Origin of the sequence: Roseovarius litoreus, assembly GCF_900142765.1 — a bacterium.
Taxonomy (GTDB): Bacteria; Pseudomonadota; Alphaproteobacteria; order Rhodobacterales; family Rhodobacteraceae; genus Roseovarius; species Roseovarius litoreus.
In genome coordinates this window covers 22,265-47,028 of the sequence record NZ_FRCB01000011.1, presented here as the reverse complement: position 1 = coordinate 47,028, position 24,764 = coordinate 22,265, and the positions used below count along the sequence as shown (strand labels likewise).

General features: G+C 63.9%; 24 protein-coding genes. 16 read left to right on the top strand and 8 right to left on the bottom strand.

All coding sequences use genetic code 11. The annotated features are described in order from the left end of the window. The first annotated feature begins 294 nt into the window (after positions 1-294). Both F3H35_RS16840 and F3H35_RS16835 read left to right on the top strand, forming a co-directional pair. Complete coding sequence (locus tag F3H35_RS16840; RefSeq protein ID WP_009815510.1) at positions 295-522, top strand: AbrB/MazE/SpoVT family DNA-binding domain-containing protein; 228 nt, start codon at positions 295-297, stop codon at positions 520-522. Then, on the top strand, positions 512-907 hold the full coding sequence (locus F3H35_RS16835) for a PIN domain-containing protein (protein WP_057821969.1): 396 nt from the start codon (positions 512-514) through the stop codon (positions 905-907). Before F3H35_RS16840 ends, F3H35_RS16835 begins: the two co-directional genes overlap by 11 nt. Here F3H35_RS16835 and F3H35_RS16830 read toward each other — a convergent pair. Further along, complete coding sequence (locus F3H35_RS16830; RefSeq protein ID WP_149780703.1) at positions 891-1,787, bottom strand: recombinase family protein; 897 nt, start codon at positions 1,785-1,787, stop codon at positions 891-893. The two genes, F3H35_RS16835 and F3H35_RS16830, sit on opposite strands and share 17 nt — an antisense overlap. 226 nt (positions 1,788-2,013) lie before the next feature. Between F3H35_RS16830 and F3H35_RS16825 the strand changes: the two genes are divergently transcribed. Further along, the gene (locus F3H35_RS16825) at positions 2,014-3,081 is read left to right on the top strand and encodes a hypothetical protein (protein ID WP_149780702.1); all 1,068 of its coding nucleotides are present in this window, start codon (positions 2,014-2,016) and stop codon (positions 3,079-3,081) included. A 279-nt stretch (positions 3,082-3,360) separates the two neighbouring features. On the opposite strand, the gene F3H35_RS16820 is transcribed toward F3H35_RS16825, so the two are convergent. Then, positions 3,361-4,026, bottom strand: a complete 666-nt coding sequence (locus tag F3H35_RS16820) for an ArsR/SmtB family transcription factor (RefSeq protein WP_149780701.1) — start codon at positions 4,024-4,026, stop codon at positions 3,361-3,363. 88 nt (positions 4,027-4,114) lie between these two features. Between F3H35_RS16820 and F3H35_RS16815 the strand changes: the two genes are divergently transcribed. The 3 genes from F3H35_RS16815 to F3H35_RS16805 are packed head-to-tail and all read left to right on the top strand — an operon-like array spanning position 4,115 to position 5,788. Beyond that, entirely contained in the window at positions 4,115-4,969 is an 855-nt protein-coding gene (locus tag F3H35_RS16815) for a sterol desaturase family protein (protein WP_149780700.1), read from the top strand. Next, positions 4,966-5,319, top strand: a complete 354-nt coding sequence (locus tag F3H35_RS16810) for a DsrE/DsrF/TusD sulfur relay family protein (RefSeq protein WP_149780699.1) — start codon at positions 4,966-4,968, stop codon at positions 5,317-5,319. The genes F3H35_RS16815 and F3H35_RS16810 overlap by 4 nt, the downstream gene beginning before the upstream one ends. A gap of 43 nt (positions 5,320-5,362) precedes the next feature. Continuing rightward, entirely contained in the window at positions 5,363-5,788 is a 426-nt protein-coding gene (locus tag F3H35_RS16805; protein ID WP_149780698.1) for a rhodanese-like domain-containing protein, read from the top strand. Between the two features lie 147 nt (positions 5,789-5,935). On the opposite strand, the gene F3H35_RS16800 is transcribed toward F3H35_RS16805, so the two are convergent. Genes F3H35_RS16800 through F3H35_RS16790 form a run of 3 tightly spaced genes read right to left on the bottom strand, consistent with a single transcriptional unit; the run spans position 5,936 to position 10,835 of the window. Next, on the bottom strand, positions 5,936-9,037 hold the full coding sequence (locus F3H35_RS16800) for an efflux RND transporter permease subunit (RefSeq protein ID WP_149780697.1): 3,102 nt from the start codon (positions 9,035-9,037) through the stop codon (positions 5,936-5,938). Next, a complete protein-coding gene (locus F3H35_RS16795) occupies positions 9,034-10,332 on the bottom strand; it encodes an efflux RND transporter periplasmic adaptor subunit (RefSeq protein ID WP_149780696.1) in 1,299 nt (432 codons plus the stop codon). The genes F3H35_RS16800 and F3H35_RS16795 overlap by 4 nt, the downstream gene beginning before the upstream one ends. Positions 10,333-10,337: 5 nt before the next feature. Then, entirely contained in the window at positions 10,338-10,835 is a 498-nt protein-coding gene (locus F3H35_RS16790) for a cytochrome b (protein WP_149780695.1), read from the bottom strand. A gap of 96 nt (positions 10,836-10,931) precedes the next feature. On the opposite strand from F3H35_RS16790, the gene F3H35_RS16785 reads away from it, so the two are divergent. Together F3H35_RS16785 and F3H35_RS16780 are read left to right on the top strand one after the other, a co-directional pair. Beyond that, positions 10,932-11,555 carry a TetR/AcrR family transcriptional regulator gene (locus F3H35_RS16785; protein ID WP_149780694.1) on the top strand — a complete coding sequence of 208 codons (624 nt, stop codon included), beginning with the start codon at positions 10,932-10,934 and terminating at the stop codon, positions 11,553-11,555. After that, positions 11,539-11,931, top strand: a complete 393-nt coding sequence (locus F3H35_RS16780; protein ID WP_149780693.1) for a hypothetical protein — start codon at positions 11,539-11,541, stop codon at positions 11,929-11,931. The genes F3H35_RS16785 and F3H35_RS16780 overlap by 17 nt, the downstream gene beginning before the upstream one ends. Here the strand turns inward: F3H35_RS16780 and F3H35_RS16775 are convergent. Next, positions 11,910-12,323 carry an RrF2 family transcriptional regulator gene (locus F3H35_RS16775; protein WP_149780692.1) on the bottom strand — a complete coding sequence of 138 codons (414 nt, stop codon included), beginning with the start codon at positions 12,321-12,323 and terminating at the stop codon, positions 11,910-11,912. The two genes, F3H35_RS16780 and F3H35_RS16775, sit on opposite strands and share 22 nt — an antisense overlap. 102 nt (positions 12,324-12,425) lie before the next feature. Between F3H35_RS16775 and F3H35_RS16770 the strand changes: the two genes are divergently transcribed. From F3H35_RS16770 to F3H35_RS16750, 5 genes are all read left to right on the top strand, one after another. Continuing rightward, positions 12,426-12,923, top strand: coding sequence for a hemerythrin domain-containing protein (locus F3H35_RS16770; protein ID WP_149780691.1), 498 nt, complete (start codon positions 12,426-12,428; stop codon positions 12,921-12,923). Positions 12,924-12,955: 32 nt separating this feature from the next. Next, complete coding sequence (locus F3H35_RS18945) at positions 12,956-13,132, top strand: hypothetical protein (protein WP_188130017.1); 177 nt, start codon at positions 12,956-12,958, stop codon at positions 13,130-13,132. Next, the gene (locus tag F3H35_RS16760) at positions 13,129-14,334 is read left to right on the top strand and encodes an NnrS family protein (RefSeq protein ID WP_149780690.1); all 1,206 of its coding nucleotides are present in this window, start codon (positions 13,129-13,131) and stop codon (positions 14,332-14,334) included. The genes F3H35_RS18945 and F3H35_RS16760 overlap by 4 nt, the downstream gene beginning before the upstream one ends. An 11-nt stretch (positions 14,335-14,345) precedes the next feature. Beyond that, positions 14,346-15,014, top strand: a complete 669-nt coding sequence (locus tag F3H35_RS16755) for an NnrU family protein (protein WP_149780689.1) — start codon at positions 14,346-14,348, stop codon at positions 15,012-15,014. A gap of 81 nt (positions 15,015-15,095) precedes the next feature. Further along, positions 15,096-15,392: a DUF6455 family protein gene (locus F3H35_RS16750; protein ID WP_149780688.1), complete on the top strand. Its 297-nt coding sequence runs from the start codon at positions 15,096-15,098 to the stop codon at positions 15,390-15,392. Between the two features lie 24 nt (positions 15,393-15,416). Here F3H35_RS16750 and F3H35_RS16745 read toward each other — a convergent pair whose 3' ends face one another. Both F3H35_RS16745 and F3H35_RS16740 read right to left on the bottom strand, forming a co-directional pair. Continuing rightward, the gene (locus tag F3H35_RS16745; RefSeq protein WP_223228455.1) at positions 15,417-15,716 is read right to left on the bottom strand and encodes a carboxymuconolactone decarboxylase family protein; all 300 of its coding nucleotides are present in this window, start codon (positions 15,714-15,716) and stop codon (positions 15,417-15,419) included. A 23-nt stretch (positions 15,717-15,739) separates the two neighbouring features. After that, the gene (locus F3H35_RS16740; RefSeq protein WP_149780686.1) at positions 15,740-16,438 is read right to left on the bottom strand and encodes a cyclic nucleotide-binding domain-containing protein; all 699 of its coding nucleotides are present in this window, start codon (positions 16,436-16,438) and stop codon (positions 15,740-15,742) included. Between the two features lie 254 nt (positions 16,439-16,692). On the opposite strand from F3H35_RS16740, the gene F3H35_RS16735 reads away from it, so the two are divergent. The 3 genes from F3H35_RS16735 (at position 16,693) to narH (ending at position 24,762) form a co-directional block, all read left to right on the top strand. Further along, entirely contained in the window at positions 16,693-19,416 is a 2,724-nt protein-coding gene (locus F3H35_RS16735; protein WP_149780685.1) for a nitrate/nitrite transporter, read from the top strand. 64 nt (positions 19,417-19,480) lie between these two features. Further along, positions 19,481-23,239, top strand: coding sequence for a nitrate reductase subunit alpha (locus tag F3H35_RS16730; protein ID WP_149780684.1), 3,759 nt, complete (start codon positions 19,481-19,483; stop codon positions 23,237-23,239). Beyond that, positions 23,236-24,762: a nitrate reductase subunit beta gene (gene narH, locus F3H35_RS16725; RefSeq protein WP_149780683.1), complete on the top strand. Its 1,527-nt coding sequence runs from the start codon at positions 23,236-23,238 to the stop codon at positions 24,760-24,762. Before F3H35_RS16730 ends, narH begins: the two co-directional genes overlap by 4 nt. Positions 24,763-24,764 lie beyond the last annotated feature (2 nt).

Sequence of the window (24,764 nt, the reverse complement as noted above, 5' to 3'; positions counted from 1 at the left end):
ACATCGCGTCTTTGGCGTGTTCACGGAAATTGACGTTTTTTGCCTCGTTTCCGTGACTATTGGCGCAAGAGTCGGATTCGCGCAAGGTTTTTCCACATCTAGTGGGCGGGTCGTCACCGAACACAAGGCTGTTAGGCTTCCTGCTGCATAGTGTAACGCACCGCATCTCACGAAAAGGGACAGGGGAGAACTCTTGTCGGAGGGCTCCATCATGGCTTTGAGCGCACCAGAGCTTGCCTTTTGGCAGTTCTGGATATACATTATTGGATGTTTATCCATGCGTGAGAGGACAAGATGCAAGTTGCCAAATGGGGAAACTCCCTTGCCGTCCGGCTACCCGCGGATCTTGTGAGGGAACTCGGCTTAAAGGAAGGCGATCAGGTAGACCTGGTAAAGGACGATGGAACCATTCTTGTGAGACGCCAACCTCGCGCCGATGAAGTTCTACAAGGGCTAAGGCGGTTTCGCGGAAAACTGCCCAAGGACGCGCGTCTAAGCCGCGACGCCGCGCATGAGCGCTGAATTCGCAGACACGAATGTTGTGCTCTATCTGCTCGACGATGGTCCAAAGGCTGAGAGGGCGGAGGAAATTCTGGGGCAGGGACCCCGGATCAGCGTTCAGGTCCTGAACGAAGCGATGGTCAATTGCCGACGGAAAGCTGGGCTCAGTTGGGAAGATACCGGAGCGTTTCTTGAGGGTATTAAGTCCTTATGCCCTGTCGAGGGCTTAACGGTTCAAACCCATCAAGTCGGTCGCGCGTTGGCAGAGAAGTACCAGTTATCGGTCTATGACGCGATGATCGTGTCTGCCGCGCTGATCGCTGGGTGCACGACGTTGTGGACTGAGGACATGCACGACGGATTGCTGGTCGAGGATCGGCTGCGCATCGTCAATCCATTTGCCTGACCAGCAACCCAAGTCGCTCCGCCCGTTCCAACAGCATCCTGACGGATGACGGTTGCCAGCTTGTACGTCCCCGTGGAGTCCGCTCACGCATGGCTTCCAACCGGTCGCAGATCGCCTGTAGCGTGATATCCGGGTCCGAACCTTTGATGGCCGCAACAATCGCAGGCAGGCGATCGTCGGTTTCGCGACGTCCAGCGCGTCCAAGCACTTCATCGGGCAGGAACCCGTCCCGCACATATGCTTTCACGGCGCGGAGCAGGCGGCTTTGCGTCCAATGGCGGCTGTGGGGTAGGGGGCCATTGATAATCCGCAGAACGTCTTCCCATGCCATATCGGGGCGCAAGCGGCGCACATGTGGCACCCAATCCTGCGCGGTTTCGTTCAGGCGCGCCATGTAGCCGTCCTGTCGTGCCAACCGCACCTTGCGCAGTGCGGCGGGGTCCTTGGTGCGAAGCCCGGGATTGCCACCAACGCGAGCTTTGGCGCGTGCCGAGGCAAGGCCCGCCTTGGTACGCTCGCGGATCAGAGCGCGTTCGAACTCGGCCGCGGCGCCCAGAACCTGCAGCGTGAACTTTCCTTGAGGGGAGGCGGTGTCGATTGGATCCTGCAGCGAGCGGAAGAACGCCCCCTTGCCCTCCAGTCTTTCGATCACCTCAAGCAAGTGCGACAAAGACCGCGCAAGCCGGTCGATCCGCACGACGACCAGCGTGTCGCCCTTACCAATCCGCTCCAGCACACGTGCAAGCACCGGTCGCGCCCGATTGCCACCTGAGGCGTGCTCTTCAAAGATCTCTATGCAACCCGCAGATTGAAGGGCCTCGGACTGGGGCAGGGGGGTCTGATCCTCTGTGGAGACGCGCGCATAGCCTATCAGGGGCATGGAAAAGAGCCGTTTGCAATTTTATATATTGCAAATAAACGACCGTTTGTAAACGATTGCAAGCAAGTGTTCTCTCGTCGTGCTGATGCACAATCCCTTGGTTTCCTTGCGCTGAGCGCGATCTGAGAGGTTCCGCCGACGGTCGCGCGCGCGAAATATGCAAAGAGAATGGGCAATGGCCACAAAACCGCTTGGGTAATGTGCTTAATATTAGTATTTTGCGCATATGAAGCCGCAAACATCTACTTTTCTTGATGATTTCGACGACCCTCTCGTCATGACGGAGGAGGAAGAAGATGCTCACGAAGACGATCTCTGGTTTCTGCCAGGGCCACTCGAGGATGAACCGGATGATTTGCCTCCCGGGCCTCGGGCGGAACCGCCTGACACTGCTGTCATCGAAGACTGGGCAAAGGCAGAAAGCGTTCACGCTGCGCGACTGGCAGGAGTGGCTGGACGCCTGGGAGCTCTGGATGACCGGCTGCTGCGTGGCCCGGCAGGGTGGCGGCATCGCCTCGCTCATATCGAGGCGGCGGACCTCAGCTGGTTTGCAGGGGATCGGGTGAATTGTGATCGTCTGGCGCTCTGGGTATCGATGCGGCTCTCGGGCGCACAGGATGACCCAAATGCCCTGGCAAGAGTTGGATGGGCTGTTCGGCGCCTGACAGGCGGTCCTGAACCAAAAGGTGACTTGGCCGCCTTCCTGGATCGCCGAGATCCTGACAACATTGAAGACAGCACTGAGCGTTTCGAAGATCGCTCGGGCGGATGGCTGGACGTCATGGCAGCTGCGGGCGACTTGCATCCAATCACGCGGTCTTGCATGGGTTTTCATCTCTGGAGCCTGGCGGGCCTCGGACGGCACGGCGACCAGATGGAAGCCGCCGTCACCGCGTCCAGGATCGCGGTCAGCGACGGAAGCGGCGCCATCTTCGCACCGCTCGCTATGGGCGGGGCAGGGGGGCTGCGTGCCACGGGCTTGCCACCCGAACGCCTGGCCCGCTGGTTGGATGGGATGAGCAGTGCGATTCTGAAGGCGATGCGAACACTTGACGATATTGAATCGTGGACCTGGAGGGCAGAAAACTCCATGGAACAATTATCGGGCCGTACGCCGGTCGCGTTGCGCAAGGTCTTCACAGAGTGGCCGTTGGTCTCTGCCCCAATGGCTGAGGCCATGACCGGAGCCAGTCGCGCCGCCGTCCAGCGCAATCTGGCATGGATGGAAGCGAGCGCTTTGATCTGCGAGGTGACAGGGCAGGGGCGTTACAGGATGTGGAAAGCGACAGGCTGACAGATCGTCCAGTGATGGATGGTAGAGATTGCGGTAGGATTTCAATGGTTTGAGCGACGTCGTGTGCAGCACATGTTCATGTTGTGATCGCGTGATATCGTGTCCCGTCGCACACTTTAGCAATCCGCCCTCGTAAGCCGGGTCCCGTGCAATGATGTGGACTGCTGGTGAACGGAATGGCTTCGCCTTCACGCTGGCCTGCTACGTGTTTACGCAAACGGAAAACAGTGGCGTAGCTTGGGTGCGACGCGGCGCGGGCTTGCCCAAGCAAAGGACCACTCATTCCGCGTCGATGAGCACGGGCCTTCCATCCTCGCGCCATTCCGGCAGACCGCCTTCCAGTCGCCGCGCGTTGAGCCCGTGGCGGCGCAGCGTTGCGACGGCCTGGTGGGCGTAGACGCAGTAGGGGCCGCGGCAATAGGCGACGATCTCGGCGTCCAGCTCGAGCCTGGGGAGGATCTGCTCTAGCTGCGCCAGAGTGGCGTTCAGCGCGCCTGGAATGTGGCCTGCAGCGTATTCGTCTGCCGGTCTCACGTCGAGCACGGTGACGGAGCCTTCCGCGAGCCGTGCGGCGAGGTCCGCGCGGCTGACCGGTTCGGGGGCGTCCTCGCCGCCCGAGAGGCCCCGCAGGATGCGCTCGACCTGCGCGAGGTTCCGCTCCGCAACGATGCGCAGAAGGTCCATCAGTTGAAGCGTCTTCGCGTCGGTCAGTCGGTAGATCACCGCCTTGCCGTCTCGGCGGCTGGTGGCGAGGCCCGCACGGCGGAGCTGCTGCAGATGCTGCGAACAGTTGGCGATGGTGAGGCCGGTCTTTTCCGCAAGCGCTTCCACACCGCGTTCCCCTTGCGCCAGTTGTTCGAGAAGCGACAGCCGGGCCGGAGCCGACAGGGCGCGTGCGACGAGTGCGTATTCTTCGAGCAGAGCCAGCTTCGGGCTGATTGACACGGGACGTCTCCAAACGGTAGATCATTCAAGCGATGGATTGAATAATAGCGAGTCCTTCGCGCCCCACAAGCCCCAAGGCCCGCGCCCTATGTCCGAGACCATCCTCGCCGCCGAACCGACCATCCGCCTTGTCGCCTTTCTCGGCGTCCTGGTCGCCATGGCGCTATGGGAGGTGGCGGCGCCCCGCCGTCGGCGCGAGATCCCGCGCGTCATCCGCTGGACGAACAACCTCGCGCTCGTGGTGCTCGACACCGCGATCCTGCGGCTGACCTTCCCGATCATCGCCGTCGGGCTCGCGGTCATGGCCGAAGAGCGTGGCTGGGGTCTGTTTAACAACATCGACGTGCTGGTCTGGGTTGCGGTTGTAGTCTCCATGCTGGTGCTCGATCTGGCGATCTACCTTCAGCACGTGATGTTCCACGCCGTGCCCGGGCTCTGGCGGCTGCACCGGATGCACCACGCCGATCTCGACTTCGACGCAACCACGGGGCTGCGCTTTCATCCCGTGGAGATCCTCATCTCGATGGGGATCAAGCTGGCGGTGGTCGCGGCCCTCGGTCCGCCCGCCGTCGCGGTGCTGATGTTCGAGGTGATCCTCAACGCCACAGCACTCTTCAATCACGCCAATATCGACCTGCCGCGCCCCTTGGACCGTGTCCTGCGCCTGTTCGTCGTGACGCCGGACATGCACCGCGTCCACCATTCCGTCGATCCGCGCGAGACCAACTCGAATTATGGCTTCAACCTGCCGTGGTGGGACCGGCTGCTCGGCACCTACATCGCCCAGCCCGCCAAGGGACATGAGGGGATAGAGATCGGCATCGAACAGTTCCGCACCCGCCGCGACCTCTGGCTCGACCGGATGCTGGTCCAGCCCTTGCGCGGCCCGGCCTCGGGCCACGCGCTGGACCCACGCATCACGGCGAAGGAGCGCGTCGAGTGAACCACCTGATCCTTCCCAACGACCCACCCTATGGCACCGAGCGCAGCTTCAACGGCCTGCGCATGGCCCACGCGCTGGCCAAGAACGACCCTGAAGCGGACATCACCGTCTTCCTGATGGCCGACGCGGTGCTCTGCGCCAAGGCCGGCCAGAAGACGCCCGATGGCTACTACAATCTCGAGCGCATAATCGGCCGCGTCCTTACCGCCAGGGGGCGCGTTCTGATGTGCGGCACCTGCATGGATGCCCGCGGCCTCGCCGAGGGCGACATGATGGAGGGGACGAGCCGATCGACCATGGACGAACTCGCCCAGGACACGCTCGTCGCCGACAAGGTGCTGGTGTTCTGAGGCCGGCCAAGAAAACAGAAAACCGAAACGGAGGAACCCCTGGATGACCCTGAAACACCTTGTGGCGGCAGCGACCGTCGCGTTCGGGCTGCACACAGCGCCCACTCTGGCGCAGGACGCGGCCATCGACGCCATGCAGGAATACATGATGTTCTCGGAATACGAGGCCGGCATCATCCTGCCCCAGCAGCTCGACCAGACCGTTTTTGAAGCCGCGCTCTTCGTCGACACCCGCGACGCGGGCCAGTTCGAGGAAGGCACGATCCCCGGCGCGGTGAACATCGAGTGGCGCGAGGTGCTCGACCGGATCGACCAGATCCCCGAGGACCGGATGACCATCCTGTTCTGCAACACTGGCAGCCTGTCGGCCCAAGCGGCCTTCGCGCTGCGGGTGGCAGGGCGCTCGAACGTCGTCGTCCTGCAGAGCGGCTTTACCGGCTGGCAGCAGGACGCGGCCTACAGGCCCTGACAGAGCGGTCTTGGCCGAAATTTCGTTCGATGCCTTGCGGGCGTCCCCTTGGCGAATGCCGACTGGTACCGCCCGAACTGAGCTCAACAAGTCGCCAAGGTCACCGCAGGTTTCGAACAATCATGTTTCTTGAGGCGGCCGGTGGTGTCAGCGACCTTCTGGAACGGCGAGATGGCCCTGTTTCCTTGGCCGCACGTCCTCGAGTGCTGCATAGAACGCGGGCAGCACCAAAAGGATCAGGACCGTTGCGGCAAGCAGACCGAAGACCACGGAGATCACCAGCGGCTTGAGCGTCTGGGCCTGGGTCGAGGTCTCCAGCAGCAGCGGTGCCATCCCCATGATCGTGGTCGAGACCGAGACGAAGATCGGGCGGAACCGCGACCGCACAGCCTCGCCAGCAGCCAACGCGGCGGACAGCCCCTCGGCGCGACGGGCGTTGATGACGCCGACCAGCAGGATCGCGTTGTTGACCACGATACCCGCGAGCGAGGCCGCCCCCACCAGCGACGGCATGGAGATGTTGTAGCCCATCAGGACATGCCCCCAGATCACGCCCAGAAACGCCAGCGGGATGGTGATCATCACGATCAGCGGCTCGACATAGCTGCGGAACTGGAAGCTGAGCACGATGTAGATGCCCACCAGTCCGATCAGAAAGCCGCGCAGGATCGAGGCGACGGTTTCGGCGGAATTCGCGGCCTGCCCGCCGATGTCAAAGCCAAGGCCGGGGGTGGAGGCTGCCAGATCGGGCAGGAAGCCCTCGGCCAGCCGTGCAGTGATCGCGTCGGCATTGCCGATGCGCCCATCCACATCGGCCGAAACGGTCAGGGTGCGCAGCCCGTCGCGGCGTGTGACGGTGCCCCAGCCGCGCACCTCGGTTATCGTGGCGATGCTCGACAGCGGCACGGTGCCGCCACCGGGCAGGGCAATCTCGAAGAGGTTCAGGTCGGCGCGGGTGGTGCGGTCCTCATCGGCCAGCCGAACCTCGATATCCCAGGCCAGATCGCCGCGCCGGATTTCCGCAAGCTGCGTGCCGAGGAAGCCCGCGCGAAGCTGGCCTGCCACATCCGTGGCGGTCAGCCCCAGCGCCTCGGCACCCGGCGAGAGGCTCAGTCGCAGCTCCGGTGCACCCGGACGCAGGTCGACAATCGCGTTGCGCACACCGGCATAGGTTTCAAGTTCCGCTAACATGGCACGACCTGCCGCCTCCAGCGTGGCGAGGTCGGGATGGGTCAGGCGCAGTTCCACGGCAATGCCCTGCGGACCGATTCCCGGCTCGGTCAGGATCAGCGAGGACACTCCCGGCAGAGGCCCGATCTCTTCGCGCCAGAGCGTGACGATCTCGTCGAGCGTGCTGGTGCGCGTCTCCGCGCCCAGAAGGTCTACCGCGACGGTGGCGACATGGGCGCCGGTCTCGCCCGCCGAGAGGTTGCGGCCAAGCCGGGTGATGCGGCGGATGACAAGCGGTTGCGCCTCGGGCTGGTCCGGGGTGAGGCGGGCGTTCACGCGGTCAAGGGCCGCCTCGACCTGTGTGACGGCTTGGCCCGTGCGCGCCAGCGGGGTGCCGGCAGGCAGCATCAGCCGCGCCTCGAGCACGTCGCCGTCGATCTCGGGCATCGCCTCACGCTTGACCACACCACCGCCCAAGGCGCCGACCGTCAGGATCAAGGCCCCGATGGCCAGCCCCGCGACCAGCCAGCGCCAGCGGATCGCGGCATCGGCCAGACGGCCCACACCGTGCTCGCGCAGTGCGTCGAAGCCAGCATCGAAGCGGAGGCGGAACCGAGATGGGGCGGTATCCTTCATCCCGCCTTTCAGATGGTGGGGCAGGATCAGGAACGCCTCGACCAGCGAGGCGGCGAGTGCGGCCAGCAGGACCACCGGCAGGACTTCGAGCACGGCACCCAACTCGCCCGCCAGAAAGGCCAGAGGCAGGAACACCGCCAGCGTCGTCAGAAATGACGAGATCACGCCGGGTGCCACGGCGGCCACACCAGCCGCCACGGTCCCGACCGTGGCTCCCTTGGCGGCGTGTACAGCGATGGAATCCGCGATCACGATGGAATCGTCCATCACGATCCCGATCGCCATCAGAAGCGCCACCAGTGTCATCATGTTCAGGCTGAGCCCTGTCAGCGCCATCCAGACGAAGGCCCCAGCAAAGGCCACGGGCAGGCCCATTGCGGCCCAAATCGCAAAACCGGGTCGGAAAAACAGGCTCATGACAGCGACGACCAGCACAAGGCCGATCACCCCGTTCTGCACCAGCATCACCAGCCGGTCGCGGATGATGGATGTCACGTCCTGCACCACCTCGACCATGATCGTGTCGGGCAGGCGTGCGGTTTCCTCGGCCACCAGCGCCGCGACCCCGTCGAGCACGCGCAGCGCGTCGGCATCAAGTGCCTTGGCGACGTCGATCACGATGGCCGGGGTGCCATCGACAAGGGCGCGGTCCTGCGGCGGCTCGAAGCCTTCTTCGATCACGGCTACATCTCCTAATGTCAGGGTCGCGCCATTCGGCAGGACCAGCACGGGGATGGTCGCAAGGGTGATTGCTGTATCGCGCTCGGCGGTGAAACGCAGGGTCAGGTCAGCGCCTGGACCCTCCAGCGTTCCGGCGGGCAGGTCGATGTTCTGCGCGGCGATGGCGGCGGCCAATGCGGCAGGCGTCAGGCCGTGGCTGTCGAGCACGGCGCGGTCTGTCGTGATGGACAGTGTCCGGGCGCCGAGGCCCCCGCGCGTCACGCGCGCAACACCCGGCAGGGCAGTCAATTGGTCCGACAGGCCGTCGGCATAAAGGTCCAACTCGCCCAGTGGCAGATCGCCCGAGATGGCGACCGAGGTGACCGGATCGGAGCGGTGCAATTCGCGCACGACCGCAGGATCGGCACGGTCAGGGAAGCTGTCGATGGCCGAAACCTCGGTCCGCAGTGAGTTGACGAAACGCAGCGCGTCATTGCCCGGCGCCATGGTTGCCACGGCCCGCGCGCGGCCGGTGTGTGCGGTGCAGGTGAAGGTTTCCAGCCCCTCGACACCCTGCACCCCGTCCCACAGCGGCGCGCAGATCGCGCCTTCGACATCCTCGGCGGCAGCGCCCCGGTAGGGCACGGTGATCTCGGCCTCGACAGCGCGGAAATCCGGGAAGGTTTCGCGCAAGAGACCCGGCGCGGCAAAGGCCCCGGCGGCGAGGAACAGCAAAAGCAGCAGGTTGCCCGCCGTCGGGTGGCCGGTGAACCAGCGGATCATTGCGCGGCCTCGATTGGCGTCAGGGCCATGCCGGGGATGGCCGGGGCGATGTCGTCGATCACGACGCGGTCGCCCGGGGCGAGCCCATCGGTGATGATGACCGAGCCGTCTTGTGCAAAACCGGCGGTGACGGGGCGCAATTCCAGCAGGTCGTCGGGGCCAAGGATACGCACCATGTCGCCATGCAACGCCGCCTCGGGGATCGCGATGAGGCCTGTCATGGAAGCGCCCGAAAAGGAAAGCTGCACCTGCATGTTGGGCACCAGCGGCAGGCGGCGGGGCGGGTCCGCGCCCTCATAGGGGTCGTCAACCCTGACGACGACAGGGACGGTGCGCGCGCGGGCATCCAGCGCGCCCTCGATCCGAGCCACATGGGCGGTCCAGATCTGTGTCGGGTCCGACAGCGGGCTGAGCGTCACCTCGATCTGCGTGGCGGGCATGTCGCGCATCATGTCGGCAAGGGTGATGCCTTCGGGCGCATCTCCCAGCAGGCGGCGAAAGCTGTCGATTGGCAGATGGGCCACGACTTCGGCCGCTGCGATCCCGTCGCCGCGGATCACCACCTGACCGGGGCTGACGGTCTGAAACAGCTCCGCATTTACCTCGGTCACGCGCATGTCGAACGGCGTCGTCAGGGTCGTGCGGTCGAGCGCGCGGCGCGCGCGGTCGATGGCGGCCTCGCTGCGTGCGACCTGCGCCGCGATCCTCTCCTCGCGCGATGGGATCAGGGCGAGCGTGTTCTCCAGTTCCGCGACCGTGCGGCGGGCCAGAAGCGTGGCACGCTCGGCCTCATCGACGCGCGATTGCGGAACTGTGGCCTGTTGGGCGAGGGTCCGGGTGCGCGTCAGTTCGGCCTCGGCCAGCGCCAGCCGGGCACGTTCCAGTTCGAGGATGCGGCCCGTGTTGGCCGCCTCGGCGGTCAGTTGTGCGGTCTCGGCGGCAAGTGCTGCCAGATCGGCCTGCGATTGCGCCAGCGCCAGTTCGTAATCGGCGGGGTCGATGCGCAGAACCTCGGTCCCATCGGGGATCAGGCGACCGGGCTCAAGGTCGGGGTGCCGCCAGATCACCTCGCCCTGCACCTCGGCCACGGCGACCCAAGTGTCGGCCGCCCGCAGGTTACCCCACGCCGTGGCGGTCGGGCGGATATCCTCAACCGCGACGGTCATTACCCGGACGGGCAGGGCGGGCGCGCGCCCGTCAATCTGCGCGGGGCCGGGGGCCGAGGCGATCATCCAGACCGCTGCGGCGATCCCAAGAGCTATAGGCGGCACGGCAAGGAGGGGGGCGAGGCGCATGGGACTCAGCCCTGTGCCCGGCGCATCCGCGCCAGCGTCCCGTCACGCAACACGAATTGATGGTAGAGCGCGCCGACCACATGCAGAGCGATCAGCGCCAGCAGGACGATCTTCATCACGTTGTGCCCCTGAGCCGCCGCCTCGACCCCGCCAAACCACGCGACCGAGCCGCTGACGGGCATCAGGATCATCAGCGCGTAAAGGCCCACATGGGTGAGCTTGGCGAGGATGCCCTGCAGCTTGCTCGCGTCGATCGCCGGGGGCACGCCCCGCCGGGTGCGGAGCGTCAGCCGCCATAGCGCGAAGATCATCACCAGCGCGCCGCCCGCCACATGGGCCAGCACGAGCGGGTCAAACCCGGCCTCCAGCCCGTCGGTGATGCGGTCCCAGGCAGCCGACATCGCATCCTTGAAGATGTATTGCTGCGCGATCAGCGCGAAGACGAGCCAATGCAGCGCGATCTGCAGGCGGGAATAGCCGGTCGGGGCGGTTGTGACGGGCATGGCGGGGGTCCTTTCGATCCGGGCGCGCGACTCGGGATAGAGGTTGCGGTTGTCAACAGTATATGTTAGTTAGTTATAACTAACAAGAGGTGATGCATGTCGGGCCGTCAAAGCGCGGAAGAGCGAAAGGCGCAGATCGTGGCTGAGGTTCTGCGACTGGCCGATGAAATCGGCCCGGACCGGCTCAGCACCACGGATGTCGCGCGCGCCATAGGCCTCAGTCAGCCTGCAATCTTCCGGCATTTCCCCACAAAGGGCGCGCTCTGGTTGGCGGTGGCGGAGGATATCGCGGACCGCTTGCAGCGTGATTGGGTCGCAGCCGAGGGCGGGGCCAGCGAGCCGCATGCGCGCCTGAAGGCGCTGATCGGTGCGCAACTGACGGCCATATCCGCGACGCCTGCGCTGCCGTCTATCCTGTTCTCGCGCGAGTTGCAGGTGGACAATCAAGCCCTGCGCGACGTGTTTCGCGGGCTTCTGGGCGCGTTCCAGAGCCGCCTTGTTGCCGTGATCAATGATCTTCAGGCCGCGGGCGACCTGAAGCGCGACGTCAGCCCGGAGGATGCCGCCATCCTGCTGACATCGCTGGTTCAGGGTGTCGCCATCCGCTGGACGCTCGGCGCGCGGGGCTTTTCGCTCCCGCAAGAGGGGTTGCGATTGTTCGACGTGCAGTTGGCGCTGCTAAACGCTCAGGAGGACGTTTGCGATGAAAAAACAGGATAGACTGCTGCGCATTACGGGTGGAGTTGCGATTGCCTTCGGCCTTTTGACGGTTGTTTCTGGCGGCACCACGCTGCTTGGTGCGCTCGAGATGGGGGCGGTCGTCCTGTTCGTCTTGTGGTTCAACACACTGGCTGGACTGGCGTATGTCGTAGCGGGCCTGGGTCTGTGGCAGGGGCGGCGATGGGCCTATCCTCTGTCTCTCGCGATTTTCGCCGCAACGCTGCTGGTCTTTGTGGCCTTCGGTCTGCATGTCGCCCAGGGTGGAGCCTTCGAGATGCGCACCGTTTACGCCATGGCCCTGCGCAGCGCGGTCTGGGGCGCGATCGCGCTGATGGCCCGACAACTGCTGACCCGTCAGGCGTCTTCCGGCAGATAGACGCAATCGGCCAGGGTGCTGCGGTTTAGCTCGTCGATGAAAGCCGCCTCGGCATGGGCCAGCCGAGCCTTCAACCGGCAGTGCGGGGTCAGGGTGCAGGCGTTGGTGTCGGAGGCGAAACACTCGACCAGTGCCTGATCGGCCTCCAGCACCGCCACCACATCGCCCAAACGGATGTCCTCGGGCGCGCGGGACAGCATCGCGCCGCCGCCGCCGCCGCGCCGGGTTTCCAGAAGACCTGCCGCGGCAAGCGCCGAGATCACCTTGGCCAGATGGTTGCGTGAGATACGGAACTCGGCGGCAAGGTCGGCGGCCGTGAAGGCGCGATCGGGGGTGCCCGCCATGCGCATCAGCACGCGAAGCCCGTAATCTGTGAAGGACGTGAGGCGCATGGTCGCGCTCCTGATTTGGTATTTACAATGCGTATTACCGGAGTTTAATCGGTAAATCAAATACCAATTCAATTCGACGACTCATCGCAAAAGGAACGTGCCATGCACGACGATGCCACCGCCACCGCTACCCCAGAAGCGCCGCAGGAAACCGGCGCCCTGATCGACCACATCCTGACCCATTATCACGAGATGCACCGGGCGGATCTGGCCTCGCTCGTACCCTTGGCCGAGCGTGTCGAACAGGTTCACGCCGATGATCCGGACGCCCCTACGGGTCTCGCCCGTGCCCTGGCCACGCTGGCGCGCGAGATGGAAGACCACATGGCCAAGGAAGAGCTGATCCTGTTCCCGGCGATGCGCGCGGGCGGCGGGGCGGGCATCGAACACCCGATTGCGGTCATGCGCGCCGACCATGACGACCACGCCGCGACCATCGCGCGGATCCGCAAGCTGACAGGTGATCTGACACCACCAGAACATGCTTGCGGGTCGTGGCGGTCGCTTTATGGCGGCACGGCGACGTTGCTTGATGAACTGGCCGCGCACATTGCGTTGGAGAACGACGTGCTATTCCCCCGGTTCGAGACCGCAAGGTGACCAAGGGCGGGACATATACCTCGCCGCCTTGCATGGCTGGAGAGGTATGCCCTTCGTATTTCGACCCGCTTGGCGTTCATCCCGGGCAGGCGCGCGATGTGGCGCGCCTGCCGACGATCTTTCCGCAACCCCATGACATCCCGCTCGACCTGATCCTGACCGAGGACGGCTCCGCGGCAACAAGGCCGGACTCAAGGACACACAGATGACCACCACAACCGAACAGATGCGCGCCTGGACCGGACCCGCGATCCTGACCTTCGGGTTCCGCCCGTTCTTCTTCGGCGCGGCGGTCTGGGCAGCGCTGGCGATGGCACTTTGGGTGCCGATGCTGTTGGGGCACCTGACGTTGCCCACCGCTTTCGAGCCCGTGTCATGGCACGCGCATGAATTCCTGTTCGGTTATCTGGGCGCCGTCGTCGCGGGGTTCCTGCTGACCGCGGTGCCAAACTGGACGGGGCGCTTGCCGATCGTCGGTTGGCGTCTCGGGATGCTCGCGGGCCTTTGGTTGGCAGGGCGTGTGGCGGTTGCGGTCTCGGGCGGCATGCCTGCTTTGCTGGTAGCCGTGGCTGATCTCGCGTTTCCGGTTGTATTTGCGCTCCTGATCGCGCGGGAGATCGTGGCGGGCAAGAACTGGCGCAACCTGATCGTGCTGGCGATGCTGGGGGTCTTCATCATCGGCAATGCACTTTTCCACTGGGAGGCGGCAGAGGGCGACTACGCGGCCCATGGCTACGGCCTGCGGCTGGGCCTCGGGGCGGGCATCATGATGATCGCCTTCATCGGCGGCCGTGTGGTACCGTCCTTCACCCGCAACTGGCTGGTGAAACGGCGCAGCACCGCCTTGCCCGTGTCGCCGATGCAGTCCTTCGACAAGGCGGCGCTGGCGGCACTTCTGGTGGCGCTTGTGCTATGGGTCGTCTTGCCTCTCGGGACGCTGACCGGGCTGGCGCTTGCGCTGGCAGGCGTGTTGCATGCCCTGCGATTGGCCCGTTGGGCCGGGCACCGGACCTTGGCCGAGCCACTGGTGACGGTGCTGCACGCGGGCTATGCCTTCGTGCCGTTGGGGGCCTTGGCGCTGGCGGCAGAAATCCTGGTGCCGGGGGCGTTCGGGATGGCGGGTGCGCAGCATTTCTGGATGGCGGGCGCAATCGGGTTGATGACACTGGCTGTGATGACGCGCGCGACGCTGGGCCATACCGGGCAGGCTCTGACGGCGGGGGCGGGCACGGTCGCGATCTATCTGGCCCTGGTCCTGTCCGTCTTTACGCGGGTCGCGGGCGGCGTAGTCCCCGAGGTCTCCGGACCGTTGCATACCGTGGCCGGGCTGTCGTGGATCGTCGCCTTCGGGGGCTTTGCCGTCATCTACGGTGCGCTCTTGCTGCGCCTTCCCGCGGCCAAGCGGGTCTGAGGCGCGCATCGATGGGATGGTTCGAGTTCGCCCTGGCCTATGCCGTGTTCTTCCTGTCACATTCCTTGCCCGTGCGACCGCCACTGCGGCCCTGGCTTCAGGCGCGGCTTGGCGCTTCTGGCTTCACAATCGCCTACTCCGCCCTGTCGCTCGCGGCGCTGGCTTGGTTGATCGCGGCGGCGGGTCGCGCGCCATATGTGGCTCTTTGGGACTGGGCGCCATGGCAGGTCCATGTCCCCCTGACGTTCATGGGGCCGGTCTGCCTGATCCTTGCGCTCTCCATCGGCCGGCCCAACCCGTTTTCGTTCGGGGGTGCACGCAACGACCAGTTCGACCCGGCACGGCCCGGCATCGTCCGGGTGTGGCGTCATCCGCTGCTGCTGGCGTTGGCGCTTTGGGCGGCGGCCCATGTCGTGCCCAACGGAGATCTGGCCCATGTGATCCTGTTCGGCACCTTCGCCGCCTTCGCGCTGCTGGGAGGCCGACTGATCGACCGGCGCAAGCGCCGCGAGATGGGGCCGGAGTGGCAACGGATGCGTGATCGCGTGGCGGATGCGCCGTTCCTCTGCCTGCCTGTCTCGTGGCAACGTCTCGCGACCCGAATGGCGATTGGAATTGGCCTTTATGTTGCGTTGCTCTGGCTCCACCCATGGCTTTTCGGCGTCGACCCACTTGCATGAAGTTGTCGGCTACGCTGCGGAACGAGGCGACAAGCGATGCCGACTATGGTATGAATTCAAGGATAAACTTGGAGGCGCGTCGTGCTGAAATTGGACAGCGATACTCTCACCATTGAAGCCTTCGAAAAAAGAATGCGGTTGCGTCGGCGCATGTTTGCAAAAAGCGGAGTGAGCTTGGCGGCTTTGCATGCAGCGCAGGATTTGGAAAGCGTCGCGCGACACAGTGTCGAAACCTGCGTTTCCTGCAATGCGGACGAGACTTGCGGACGTTGGCTCGACAAGACCGCAGACGGTGGCAAGCCGCCGGGGTTTTGCCCCAACCATCGACTTATCGAAGACCTGCAAAAGGAAGAGCGGTTGCGTCCCGAGGCCCGGTGACAGACCGCTCAGCCGAACGGAGTTCTAATCCTCGATATCTTCGATCCAGGTCTTCGCGGCGACGGCACGGGGCAGGCCAAGCGGGCCGATGGCCAGCATCGCGACCTGCATGATCGCCTCAGCCTCAATCCCCTCCGATATGGCGCGCCGGGTGTGGGAATGCACCGCGCCTTCGGAGCCCGCGCCAATCGCGAGGGCGAGTTTGACGAGGCGCTTCTCGCGGTCTGTCAACGGGCCGCAATCGGCGGTCGCCTTGCCCAAGGCGGCGTAGGCTTTCCAGACACTGGGATATTCCTCGGCGAGATCTCCGGCGGCGCCAGGCATGGATTTTGTCATCTGTCAGTCCCTCAGGTTGAAAAGTCATCAATCAGTGGATTTGGTTTCGCAAAGCGCTCAAGGTCCGCCTGATTGTCGATGGAGATGCGGGTGCCGGTCACGGTCACGCCATAGGGCTGCAGCCCCTTGAAGGCGCGGCTGAGATTTTCAGGGGTCATGCCCAGCACAGAGGCCAGGCGCCGCTTCTCGAAATTCAGCTCGAACGCAGCCCGGCCGCCGGCGTGCCGTTGTTGCCTGAGCAAGTAGTTCGCGAGCCGCTCGAGCGAGGTTCTGAGTTTCAGATCCTTCTGCGCCTTGATGACAGAGCGATAGCACTGCGCCAGTTCCGTGACGATCGCACGGGCAAAGTTGCTGTCGGCGTCGAAGATCGCGCGAACGTCCTGACTTGGGATCAGCGCGATCCTGCTTTTCTCGAGCGTGCGGGCCGACATTAGGTAGGGCGCATCCTTGATGGTCGCGGCAAGAATGAAGGTCGAGATCGGGCGGACAGTCGCCATGCTGGTATCCCGCCCATTCCAGGCCGAAAACAGATCCACCGAACCCGAAATGACGATATGAAGAAAATCGCTCGGTTCTCCTTCAGTGATCAATTCGATCTGCGCAGGGAAATTCTGCACATAGGCGCCACGCATCAAGGACGTGAAATTATCATCCGCCATCTGCGCAAAGAGATCGAGTTTTCGAATATCCCGGTATTCTGAATCGGGCATTTCGTCCCCCCTGACTTTGCGCGCTTAACAATTGTCAGCAAATCAATTGATAAATGTCAACCCACCAGTTGACATTCGCCGCTTTAACCTTGATCTGCCACCGCGCACTGGATGACATATTTCTGTAAGCCATTTATTTCGCTAGTATTTTCCCAATTTTGTGATCTAGATCAAGTCACGAGCGTCGTTGTGGCGTCAGGTCTGGCACTGATCCCCACGCAGGGGTGAAAGACTTATTTTGCCGGAGACCCGCCATGCAGACCGTTGCAACAGCCTCACGCGCCGATCAGACACGCGCCCTGAGCTTGAGCACGATCGCCTTTACCGCCTGTTTCGCGGTCTGGACGATCTTTTCCATCATCGGTGTCGCCATCAAGGCCGAGCTTGGACTGAACGACACCCAGTTCGGCCTGCTGGTCGCGACACCGATCCTGACCGGATCGGTCACCCGCCTGTTTCTCGGTGTCTGGACCGAGAAATACGGCGGACGGCTGGTGTTCTCCAGCCAGATGATCCTGACCGCGCTTGCGACCTGGGCGCTGACACTGGCGGACAGCTACATCATGTACCTGATCGCGGCGCTCGGCATCGGCCTCGCGGGTGGGTCGTTCATCATCGGCGTGGCCTATGTCAGCCGGTGGTATGACGCTGGCCACCAGGGCACGGCGCTCGGGATCTTTGGTGCGGGCAACGTCGGCGCGGCGGTCACCAAGTTCGTGGCCCCCTTCGTGATGGTCGCCTATGGCTGGCACGGTGTCGCCTATGTCTGGGCGGCGGGCCTCGCGATCATCGGCGTGCTGTTCTTCCTTCTGGCCAAGGACGACCCCGAACTGGTTGAACGCCGCAAGACGGGCGCCAAGGCCCCGTCGCTCGCCCAACAGTTCGCACCGCTCAAGAACCTGCAGGTCTGGCGGTTCTCACTCTACTATTTCTTTGTGTTCGGCGCCTTCGTAGCCCTCGCGCTGTGGATGCCGCACTACCTGATCGACGTCTACGGCATCGACGTGCGCTTCGCAGGCATGGCGGCTGCCTCGTTCAGCCTCTCAGCTTCTCTGTTCCGGGCCTATGGTGGCGTGCTGTCGGACAAGTTCGGCGCGCGCCGGGTCATGTACTGGACCTTCGGCTTTTCCCTGCTGTTCCTGTTCATGCTGAGCTACCCGCCGACGGACTACGTCATCCAGGGCAAGGACGGTGCCATCGCCTTCTCGACCCAGATGGGTCTGTGGCCCTTCATAGTGACGCTGTTCGGCTTGGGTTTCTTCATGAGCCTCGGCAAGGCAGCTGTCTTCAAGCACATCCCGGTTTATTACCCGGGCCATGTGGGCGCGGTCGGCGGGCTTGTCGGCATGATTGGGGGACTTGGCGGGTTCGTCCTTCCCATTGCCTTCGGTGCGCTGCTGGACCTGACGGGCATCTATACATCGTGTTTCGCGCTGCTCTTCGGACTGGTCGCCATCGCGCTGAGCTGGATGCACCTGTCGGTCCGGGCGATGGAGCGTGCGGCGCATGGCGAAGTCCTCGACGCGCTGCCGCAGCTGCCCGAGATGCAGGACATCCACCATCCCGAACGCACCGCCATGCCGCGCGTGCTGGAAGATTGGCGGCCCGAGGACGCGCAATTCTGGGCCGAAAAGGGCCGCGCCGTCGCACGCCGGAATCTCTGGATCTCGATCCCGGCGCTCCTGCTGGCCTTCTCGGTCTGGATGGTGTGGTCGGTGGTCGTGGCCCGTCTGCCCGCCATTGGGTTCGACTTCACCCCGGGACAGCTTTTCTGGCTGGCGGCCTTGCCCGGCCTTTCGGGCGCCACGCTCCGTATCTTCTACAGCTTCATGGTGCCGATCTTCGGCGGGCGGCTGTGGACGACGCTGTCGACCGCCTCGCTGCTTCTGCCCGCGATGGGCATCGGCTATGCGGTGCAAAACCCCGAGACGCCCTACCTGATCTTCCTCGTCCTGGCCCTTCTGTGCGGGTTCGGCGGCGGCAACTTCGCGTCGAGTATGGCCAATATCGGCTACTTCTTCCCGAAGGCCGAAAAGGGCAACGCGCTGGCGCTGAACGCGGGTCTTGGGAACCTCGGCGTCTCGGTCATGCAGTTCCTTGTGCCCATCGTCATCACGGCGGGTGTGTTCGGAGCCATCGGCGGTGAGCCCGTGACCCTGTCCGACGGTGGGCAGCTTTGGATGCAGAACGCAGGCTTCGTCTGGGTGCCCTTCATCCTTGCGGCGACCATCGCGGCCTGGCTGGGCATGAACGACATCGCGGACGCACGCGCCAGCTTTGCCGACCAGGCGGTGATCTTCGGACGCAAGCAGAACTGGCTGATGTGCATCCTCTACACCGGCACCTTTGGCAGCTTCATTGGGTATTCAGCCGGCTTCCCGCTGCTGACGCGGCTGGCCTTCCCGGATGTGAACGCGCTCAACTACGTGTTCCTTGGGCCGCTGGTCGGTGCGCTCAGCCGCGCCGGAACCGGCTGGATCTCGGACAAGTTCGGCGGTGGTCGCGTGACCTTCTGGACCTTCGCGCTGATGATCGTGGCCACCTTCGGCGTGATCACTTTCCTCGGGCTCGGATCTTTCATCGGCTTCTTTGCCTGCTTCATGGCCCTGTTCTTCCTGACCGGTGTTGGCAATGCCTCCACCTTCCAGATGATCCCGGTGATCATGGGACGTGAAATTCCGCGCCTGATGCCGCAGTTGGGCGTCGAGGAACGCAAGCGGCAGATCGCGATGGAATCCGGGGCCATCGTGGCCTTCACCTCGGCGATCGCGGCTTACGGCGCCTTCTTCATCCCCAAGGCCTACGGGACGTCCATCGCGATGACCGGGTCCGCCGTGGGGGCGCTCTGGGGCTTCCTGATCTTCTACGTCATCTGCGTCGTTATCACCTGGGCGGTCTACACGCGCCCCGGCGGCCTTCTCCACGACATCGAACATGGCCGCACACCGCAGGGCACCGCAGCCCAGCCCGCTGAATGATCCAATTGAATTCCCGGGCGGCGCAGTCCGCCGCCCGCACCCAGACACCCGAAAGGACAGCCCAATGAGCCATCTGCTCGACAAACTGAACTTCTTCCAGAGCAAGGAACTGGAGCAATTCTCGGACGGTTGGGGTCAGACCACCCGCGAGAACCGCGACTGGGAGGACACCTACAGAAACCGCTGGCGGCACGACAAGATCGTCCGCTCGACCCACGGGGTGAACTGCACCGGGTCGTGTTCCTGGAAGATCTACGTCAAGTCCGGCATCGTGACTTGGGAAACGCAGCAGACCGATTATCCGCGCACCCGGGCTGGCCTGCCCAACCACGAGCCGCGCGGCTGCGCGCGGGGAGCGTCCTACAGCTGGTATCTCTATTCCGCCAACCGCGTGAAGAACCCGCTGATCCGGGGCAGCCTGATGCGCGCCTGGCGCAAGATGCGCGAGACCATGACGCCGGTCGTCGCCTGGGCCGCGATCCAGAACGATCCAATCCTGCGTGCCTCCTATACCAAGACGCGCGGCAAGGGCGGGTTCGTGCGGGCAAGCTGGGACGAGGCGACCGAGATCGTCGCCGCCGCCAACGCCTATACCGCGAAGACCTACGGTCCAGACCGCGTGTTCGGCTTCTCGCCGATCCCCGCGATGTCGATGGTCAGCTATGCCGCGGGCTCGCGCTACCTGTCGCTTCTGGGCGGCACGGCCATGTCCTTCTACGACTGGTACTGCGACTTGCCCCCCGCTTCTCCCCAGACTTGGGGCGAACAGACCGACGTGCCGGAATCGGCCGACTGGTACAATGCCGGGTTCCTGATGCTTTGGGGCTCGAACGTGCCGCAAACCCGCACGCCTGACGCCCATTTCTATACCGAGGTGAGGTATCGCGGCACCAAGTCCGCCGTGGTCAGCCCCGACTATTCCGAGGCGGCCAAGTTCGGCGATATCTGGTTGAATCCGCAGGCCGGCACCGACGCGGCGCTGGCGATGGCAATGGGCCATGTGATCCTGCGCGAATTCCACCTCGACCGGCAGGCCGCGTATTTCGAGGACTACGCCCGCAAGTACACGGACATGCCGATGCTCGTTCGGCTCGACGAAAAGGACGGGCACCTCGTGCCGGGCCGCATGCTGCGCGCCGACGATTTCGACGGCAATCTGGGCGAGTCGAACAATCCCGACTGGAAGACCGTCGCCTTCGACGAGGCATCGGGCAAGGTCGTCGCTCCCAACGGGTCGATCGGCTTCCGCTGGGGCGAAGAGGGAAAATGGAACCTTGAAGAACAGGCGAAAGGCGCGGAAACCAAACTGCGCCTGAGCCAGATTCTCGATGGCGACCACGACGAGGTTGTCGGCGTCGACTTCCCCTTTTTCGGCGGCGCGGCCACGGGCGACTTCGTCAAGTGCGACCATCCCGAGGTGCTGACCCGGAACATCCCCGCGCGGAAGGTCAAACTGGCCGACGGCAAGGAAGTGCTGGTGGCCACGGTGTTCGACCTCTTCTGCGCCAATTACGGTCTCGACCGGGGCCTTGGCGGTGACTGGGTGTCCAAGGATTTCAACGACGACAGCCCCTACACCCCGGCCTGGGCCGAGAAGATCACCGGCGTGGCTGCTGAAAAGATAATCGCGGTCGCGCGGGAGTTCGCAGGCAACGCCGAAAAGACCCATGGCAAGTCCATGGTCATCCTCGGGGCCGGTCTGAACCACTGGTACCACATGGACATGAACTATCGCGGCATCATCAACATGCTGGTGATGTGCGGCTGCATCGGCCAGGAGGGCGGCGGCTGGTCGCACTACGTGGGGCAGGAAAAGCTGCGCCCGCAGACCGGCTGGCAGCCGCTGGCCTTCGCGCTGGACTGGAACCGTCCGCCGCGGCACATGAACTCGACATCCTGCTGGTATGCCCATACCGACCAGTGGCGCTACGAGACCCTGCGGGCGGGCGAAATCCTGTCGCCCACGGCGCCCGACGGCGATTGGGACATTTCCCTGATAGACTACAACATCCGGGCCGAGCGCATGGGCTGGCTGCCGTCCGCCCCGCAGTTGAAAACCAACCCGCTGGAGGTCTCGAAAGCTGCCAAGAAGGCGGGCAAGGAGATCAAGGACTACGTCGCCGAACAGCTGAAATCCGGCGATCTGGAAATGTCCTGCCAGGATCCGGACGCCCCGGAAAACTGGCCGCGCAACCTGTTCGTCTGGCGGTCGAACCTGCTCGGGTCTTCGGGCAAGGGACACGAGTATTTCCTCAAGCACTTGCTCGGTACCGATCACGGCGTGATGGGCAAGGACCTGGGCGAGGAAGGCGGCGTGATGCCGAAGGAGGCCGTCTGGCATGACGAGGCGCCGAAGGGCAAGCTCGACCTGCTGGTCTGCATCGACTTCCGCATGTCCACGACGGCGGTCTATTCCGACATCGTCCTGCCGACCGCCAGCTGGTACGAAAAGGACGACCTCAACACCTCGGACATGCACCCGTTCATCCACCCGCTTCAGGCGGCGGTGGACCCGGCCTACGAGTCGAAGTCGGACTGGGAGATCTTCAAGTCGATCGCCCGCAAGTTCTCGGAAGTGGCACCCGAGGTTCTGGGTGTCGAAACCGATATCGTCCAGCTTCCGCTGCTGCACGACACCCCCGGCGAACTCGCTCAGGCCCATGTGAAGGACTGGAAGAAGGGCGAATGTGACCTGATCCCGGGCAAGACCGCGCCGAACTATATCGCGGTCGAGCGGGATTATCCCAACCTCTACAAGAAGTTCACCTCGGTCGGTCCGCTGCTGGAGAAACTCGGCAACGGCGGCAAGGGGATCACCTGGGACACGAAGGTCGAGGTGAAACACCTGTGCGACTTGAACGGCGTCGTCCAGGACGAAGGCGTGTCAAAGGGCCACGCGAGGCTGGAAACCGCCATCGACGCGGCCGAGATGATCCTGATGCTCGCGCCCGAGACCAACGGCGAAGTGGCCGTGAAGGCGTGGGAGGAGTTGGAAAAACCCACCGGTCGCCACCATGCCCACCTGGCCGAGGGCGCGCACCACACCAAGATCCGCTTCCGCGATATCGCGGCGCAACCGCGCAAGATCATCTCCAGCCCCACATGGTCGGGGATCGAAAGCGAGGAGGTCTGCTACAACGCCGGCTACACCAACGTCCACGAGTTGATCCCGTGGCGCACCCTGACGGGCCGCCAGCAGCTCTATCAGGATCATGAATGGATGCGGGCCTTTGGCGAGGGCTTCGTCAGCTACCGCCCGCCGGTCGACCTCAAGACCATCACCGCGGCCGTCAACAACGACGCGGCCGAGGGCAGCCCGCACGTGGTGCTGAACTTCATCACGCCCCACCAGAAATGGGGCATTCACAGCACCTATACCGACAACCTGCTGATGCTGACGCTGAACAGGGGCGGACCGGTGGTCTGGATGTCCGAAGTGGACGCGCAGAAGGCGGGCCTTGTCGATAACGACTGGGTCGAGGCCTACAACACCAACGGCGCGTTGACTGCGCGGGTGGTGGTGTCCCAGCGGATCAAGCAGGGGACGCTCTTCATGTACCACGCTCAGGAAAAGATCGTGAACACCCCCGGCTCGGAAAAGACCGGCAATCGCGGCGGCATCCACAACTCGGTGACCCGCGCCACGCTGAAACCCACGCACATGATCGGCGGCTATGCGCAGCTGTCCTACGGCTTCAACTACTACGGCACCGTGGGCAGCAACCGCGACGAGTTCGTGATCGTGCGGAAAATGAAGAAGATCGACTGGCTCGACAAACCCGCAAGCCGGTCCGCAACCCAGAACGTGGAGGCAGCGGAATGAGAGTTCGTGCGCAAATCGGCAAGGTCCTGAACCTCGACAAATGCATCGGGTGTCACACCTGCTCGGTTACCTGCAAGAATGTGTGGACGACGCGCGAAGGCGTTGAGTACGCGTGGTTCAACAACGTCGAGACCAAGCCCGGCACCGGCTATCCGACCGACTGGGAAAACCAGAAGCGATGGAACGGCGGCTGGGCACGGTCCGCCAGCGGCAAGCTACATCCCAAGCAGGGATCGAAGTGGCGGATCCTGGCGAACATCTTCGCCAACCCGTCGATGCCCGAGATCGACGACTACTATGAGCCGTTCGATTTCGACTACGACCACCTGAAATCCGCGCCCGACATGACCGCGTTCCCAACCGCGCGGCCGCGTTCGAAGATCACCGGCGAGCGGATGGAGAAGATCGAGAAGGGCCCGAACTGGGAGGAAATCCTCGGCGGTGAGTTTTCGAAGCGGTCGGCCGACTACAACTTCGAGAACGTGCAGAAGGAGATCTATGGAGAGTATGAAAATACCTTCATGATGTACCTGCCGCGGCTCTGCGAGCATTGCCTCAACCCGACCTGCTCGGCCTCCTGCCCCTCGGGTGCCATCTACAAGCGCGAGGAGGACGGCATCGTCCTGATCGACCAGGAGAAATGCCGCGGCTGGCGGATGTGCATCTCAGGCTGCCCGTACAAGAAGGTCTATTACAACTGGGATACCGGCAAATCTGAGAAGTGCACCTTCTGCTATCCGCGGATCGAGTCCGGCCAGCCGACGGTCTGCTCGGAAACCTGCGTCGGCCGTATCCGCTATCTGGGTGTGATCCTTTATGACGCCGACAAGATCGAGGCGGCGGCCAGCGCCGAACGCGAGACCGATCTCTACGGCGCGCAACTGGATGTGTTTCTCGATCCGAACGACCCCGAGGTGATCGCCGCGGCCCGCCGCGACGGTGTGCCAGAGGACTGGATCGAGGCCGCTAAGGTCAGCCCGGTCTGGAAGATGGCGATGGACTGGAAGGTGGCCTTCCCGCTGCACCCCGAATACCGGACGCTGCCGATGGTGTGGTACATCCCGCCGCTTAGCCCGATCCAGAACGCCGCTCAGGCGGGCCAGATCGCGATGAGCGACCAGATGCCCGACGTGCGGTCTCTGCGCATCCCCGTCAAATACCTCGCCAACATGCTGACGGCGGGGGACGAGGAGCCCATCGTTCACGCGCTGGAACGCATGTCCGCGATGCGGCTCTACATGCGGGCGCTCAGCGTGGATGGCGTGCGGGACGAGGCGATCGCCGCCCGTGTAGGTATGTCGGGCCGGGTTATCGAGGACATGTACAAGATCATGGCCATCGCCGATTACGAGGACCGCTTCGCGATCCCCACGGCGCACCGCGAGCAGAACGAGCATGGCGCCGACATCCGCGGCGGCTGCGGCTTTACCGATGGCAACGGCTGTTCCACCGGCGAGGCCGGCAAGACCACCTTGTTCGGCGGCAAGAAAAAGAAATTCGCCCTTCCGCAGGAGACCTTCTGATG

Excerpts from the sequence above, each read along its gene's own strand:
- F3H35_RS16770 (WP_149780691.1), top strand. The coding sequence starts at position 12,426 with ATGCACGACGATGCCACCGCCACCGCTACCCCAGAAGCGCCGCAGGAA.
- F3H35_RS18945 (WP_188130017.1), top strand. The coding sequence starts at position 12,956 with ATGGCTGGAGAGGTATGCCCTTCGTATTTCGACCCGCTTGGCGTTCAT.
- F3H35_RS16775 (WP_149780692.1), bottom strand. The coding sequence starts at position 12,323 with ATGCGCCTCACGTCCTTCACAGATTACGGGCTTCGCGTGCTGATGCGC.
- F3H35_RS16840 (WP_009815510.1), top strand. The coding sequence starts at position 295 with ATGCAAGTTGCCAAATGGGGAAACTCCCTTGCCGTCCGGCTACCCGCG.
- F3H35_RS16795 (WP_149780696.1), bottom strand. The coding sequence starts at position 10,332 with ATGCGCCTCGCCCCCCTCCTTGCCGTGCCGCCTATAGCTCTTGGGATC.
- F3H35_RS16825 (WP_149780702.1), top strand. The coding sequence starts at position 2,014 with ATGAAGCCGCAAACATCTACTTTTCTTGATGATTTCGACGACCCTCTC.
- F3H35_RS16780 (WP_149780693.1), top strand. The coding sequence starts at position 11,539 with ATGAAAAAACAGGATAGACTGCTGCGCATTACGGGTGGAGTTGCGATT.
- F3H35_RS16830 (WP_149780703.1), bottom strand. The coding sequence starts at position 1,787 with ATGCCCCTGATAGGCTATGCGCGCGTCTCCACAGAGGATCAGACCCCC.
- F3H35_RS16785 (WP_149780694.1), top strand. The coding sequence starts at position 10,932 with ATGTCGGGCCGTCAAAGCGCGGAAGAGCGAAAGGCGCAGATCGTGGCT.
- F3H35_RS16755 (WP_149780689.1), top strand. The coding sequence starts at position 14,346 with ATGGGATGGTTCGAGTTCGCCCTGGCCTATGCCGTGTTCTTCCTGTCA.
- F3H35_RS16745 (WP_223228455.1), bottom strand. The coding sequence starts at position 15,716 with ATGCCTGGCGCCGCCGGAGATCTCGCCGAGGAATATCCCAGTGTCTGG.
- F3H35_RS16805 (WP_149780698.1), top strand. The coding sequence starts at position 5,363 with ATGACCCTGAAACACCTTGTGGCGGCAGCGACCGTCGCGTTCGGGCTG.
- F3H35_RS16730 (WP_149780684.1), top strand. The coding sequence starts at position 19,481 with ATGAGCCATCTGCTCGACAAACTGAACTTCTTCCAGAGCAAGGAACTG.
- narH (WP_149780683.1), top strand. The coding sequence starts at position 23,236 with ATGAGAGTTCGTGCGCAAATCGGCAAGGTCCTGAACCTCGACAAATGC.
- F3H35_RS16735 (WP_149780685.1), top strand. The coding sequence starts at position 16,693 with ATGCAGACCGTTGCAACAGCCTCACGCGCCGATCAGACACGCGCCCTG.
- F3H35_RS16740 (WP_149780686.1), bottom strand. The coding sequence starts at position 16,438 with ATGCCCGATTCAGAATACCGGGATATTCGAAAACTCGATCTCTTTGCG.
- F3H35_RS16760 (WP_149780690.1), top strand. The coding sequence starts at position 13,129 with ATGACCACCACAACCGAACAGATGCGCGCCTGGACCGGACCCGCGATC.
- F3H35_RS16835 (WP_057821969.1), top strand. The coding sequence starts at position 512 with ATGAGCGCTGAATTCGCAGACACGAATGTTGTGCTCTATCTGCTCGAC.
- F3H35_RS16815 (WP_149780700.1), top strand. The coding sequence starts at position 4,115 with ATGTCCGAGACCATCCTCGCCGCCGAACCGACCATCCGCCTTGTCGCC.
- F3H35_RS16790 (WP_149780695.1), bottom strand. The coding sequence starts at position 10,835 with ATGCCCGTCACAACCGCCCCGACCGGCTATTCCCGCCTGCAGATCGCG.
- F3H35_RS16800 (WP_149780697.1), bottom strand. The coding sequence starts at position 9,037 with ATGATCCGCTGGTTCACCGGCCACCCGACGGCGGGCAACCTGCTGCTT.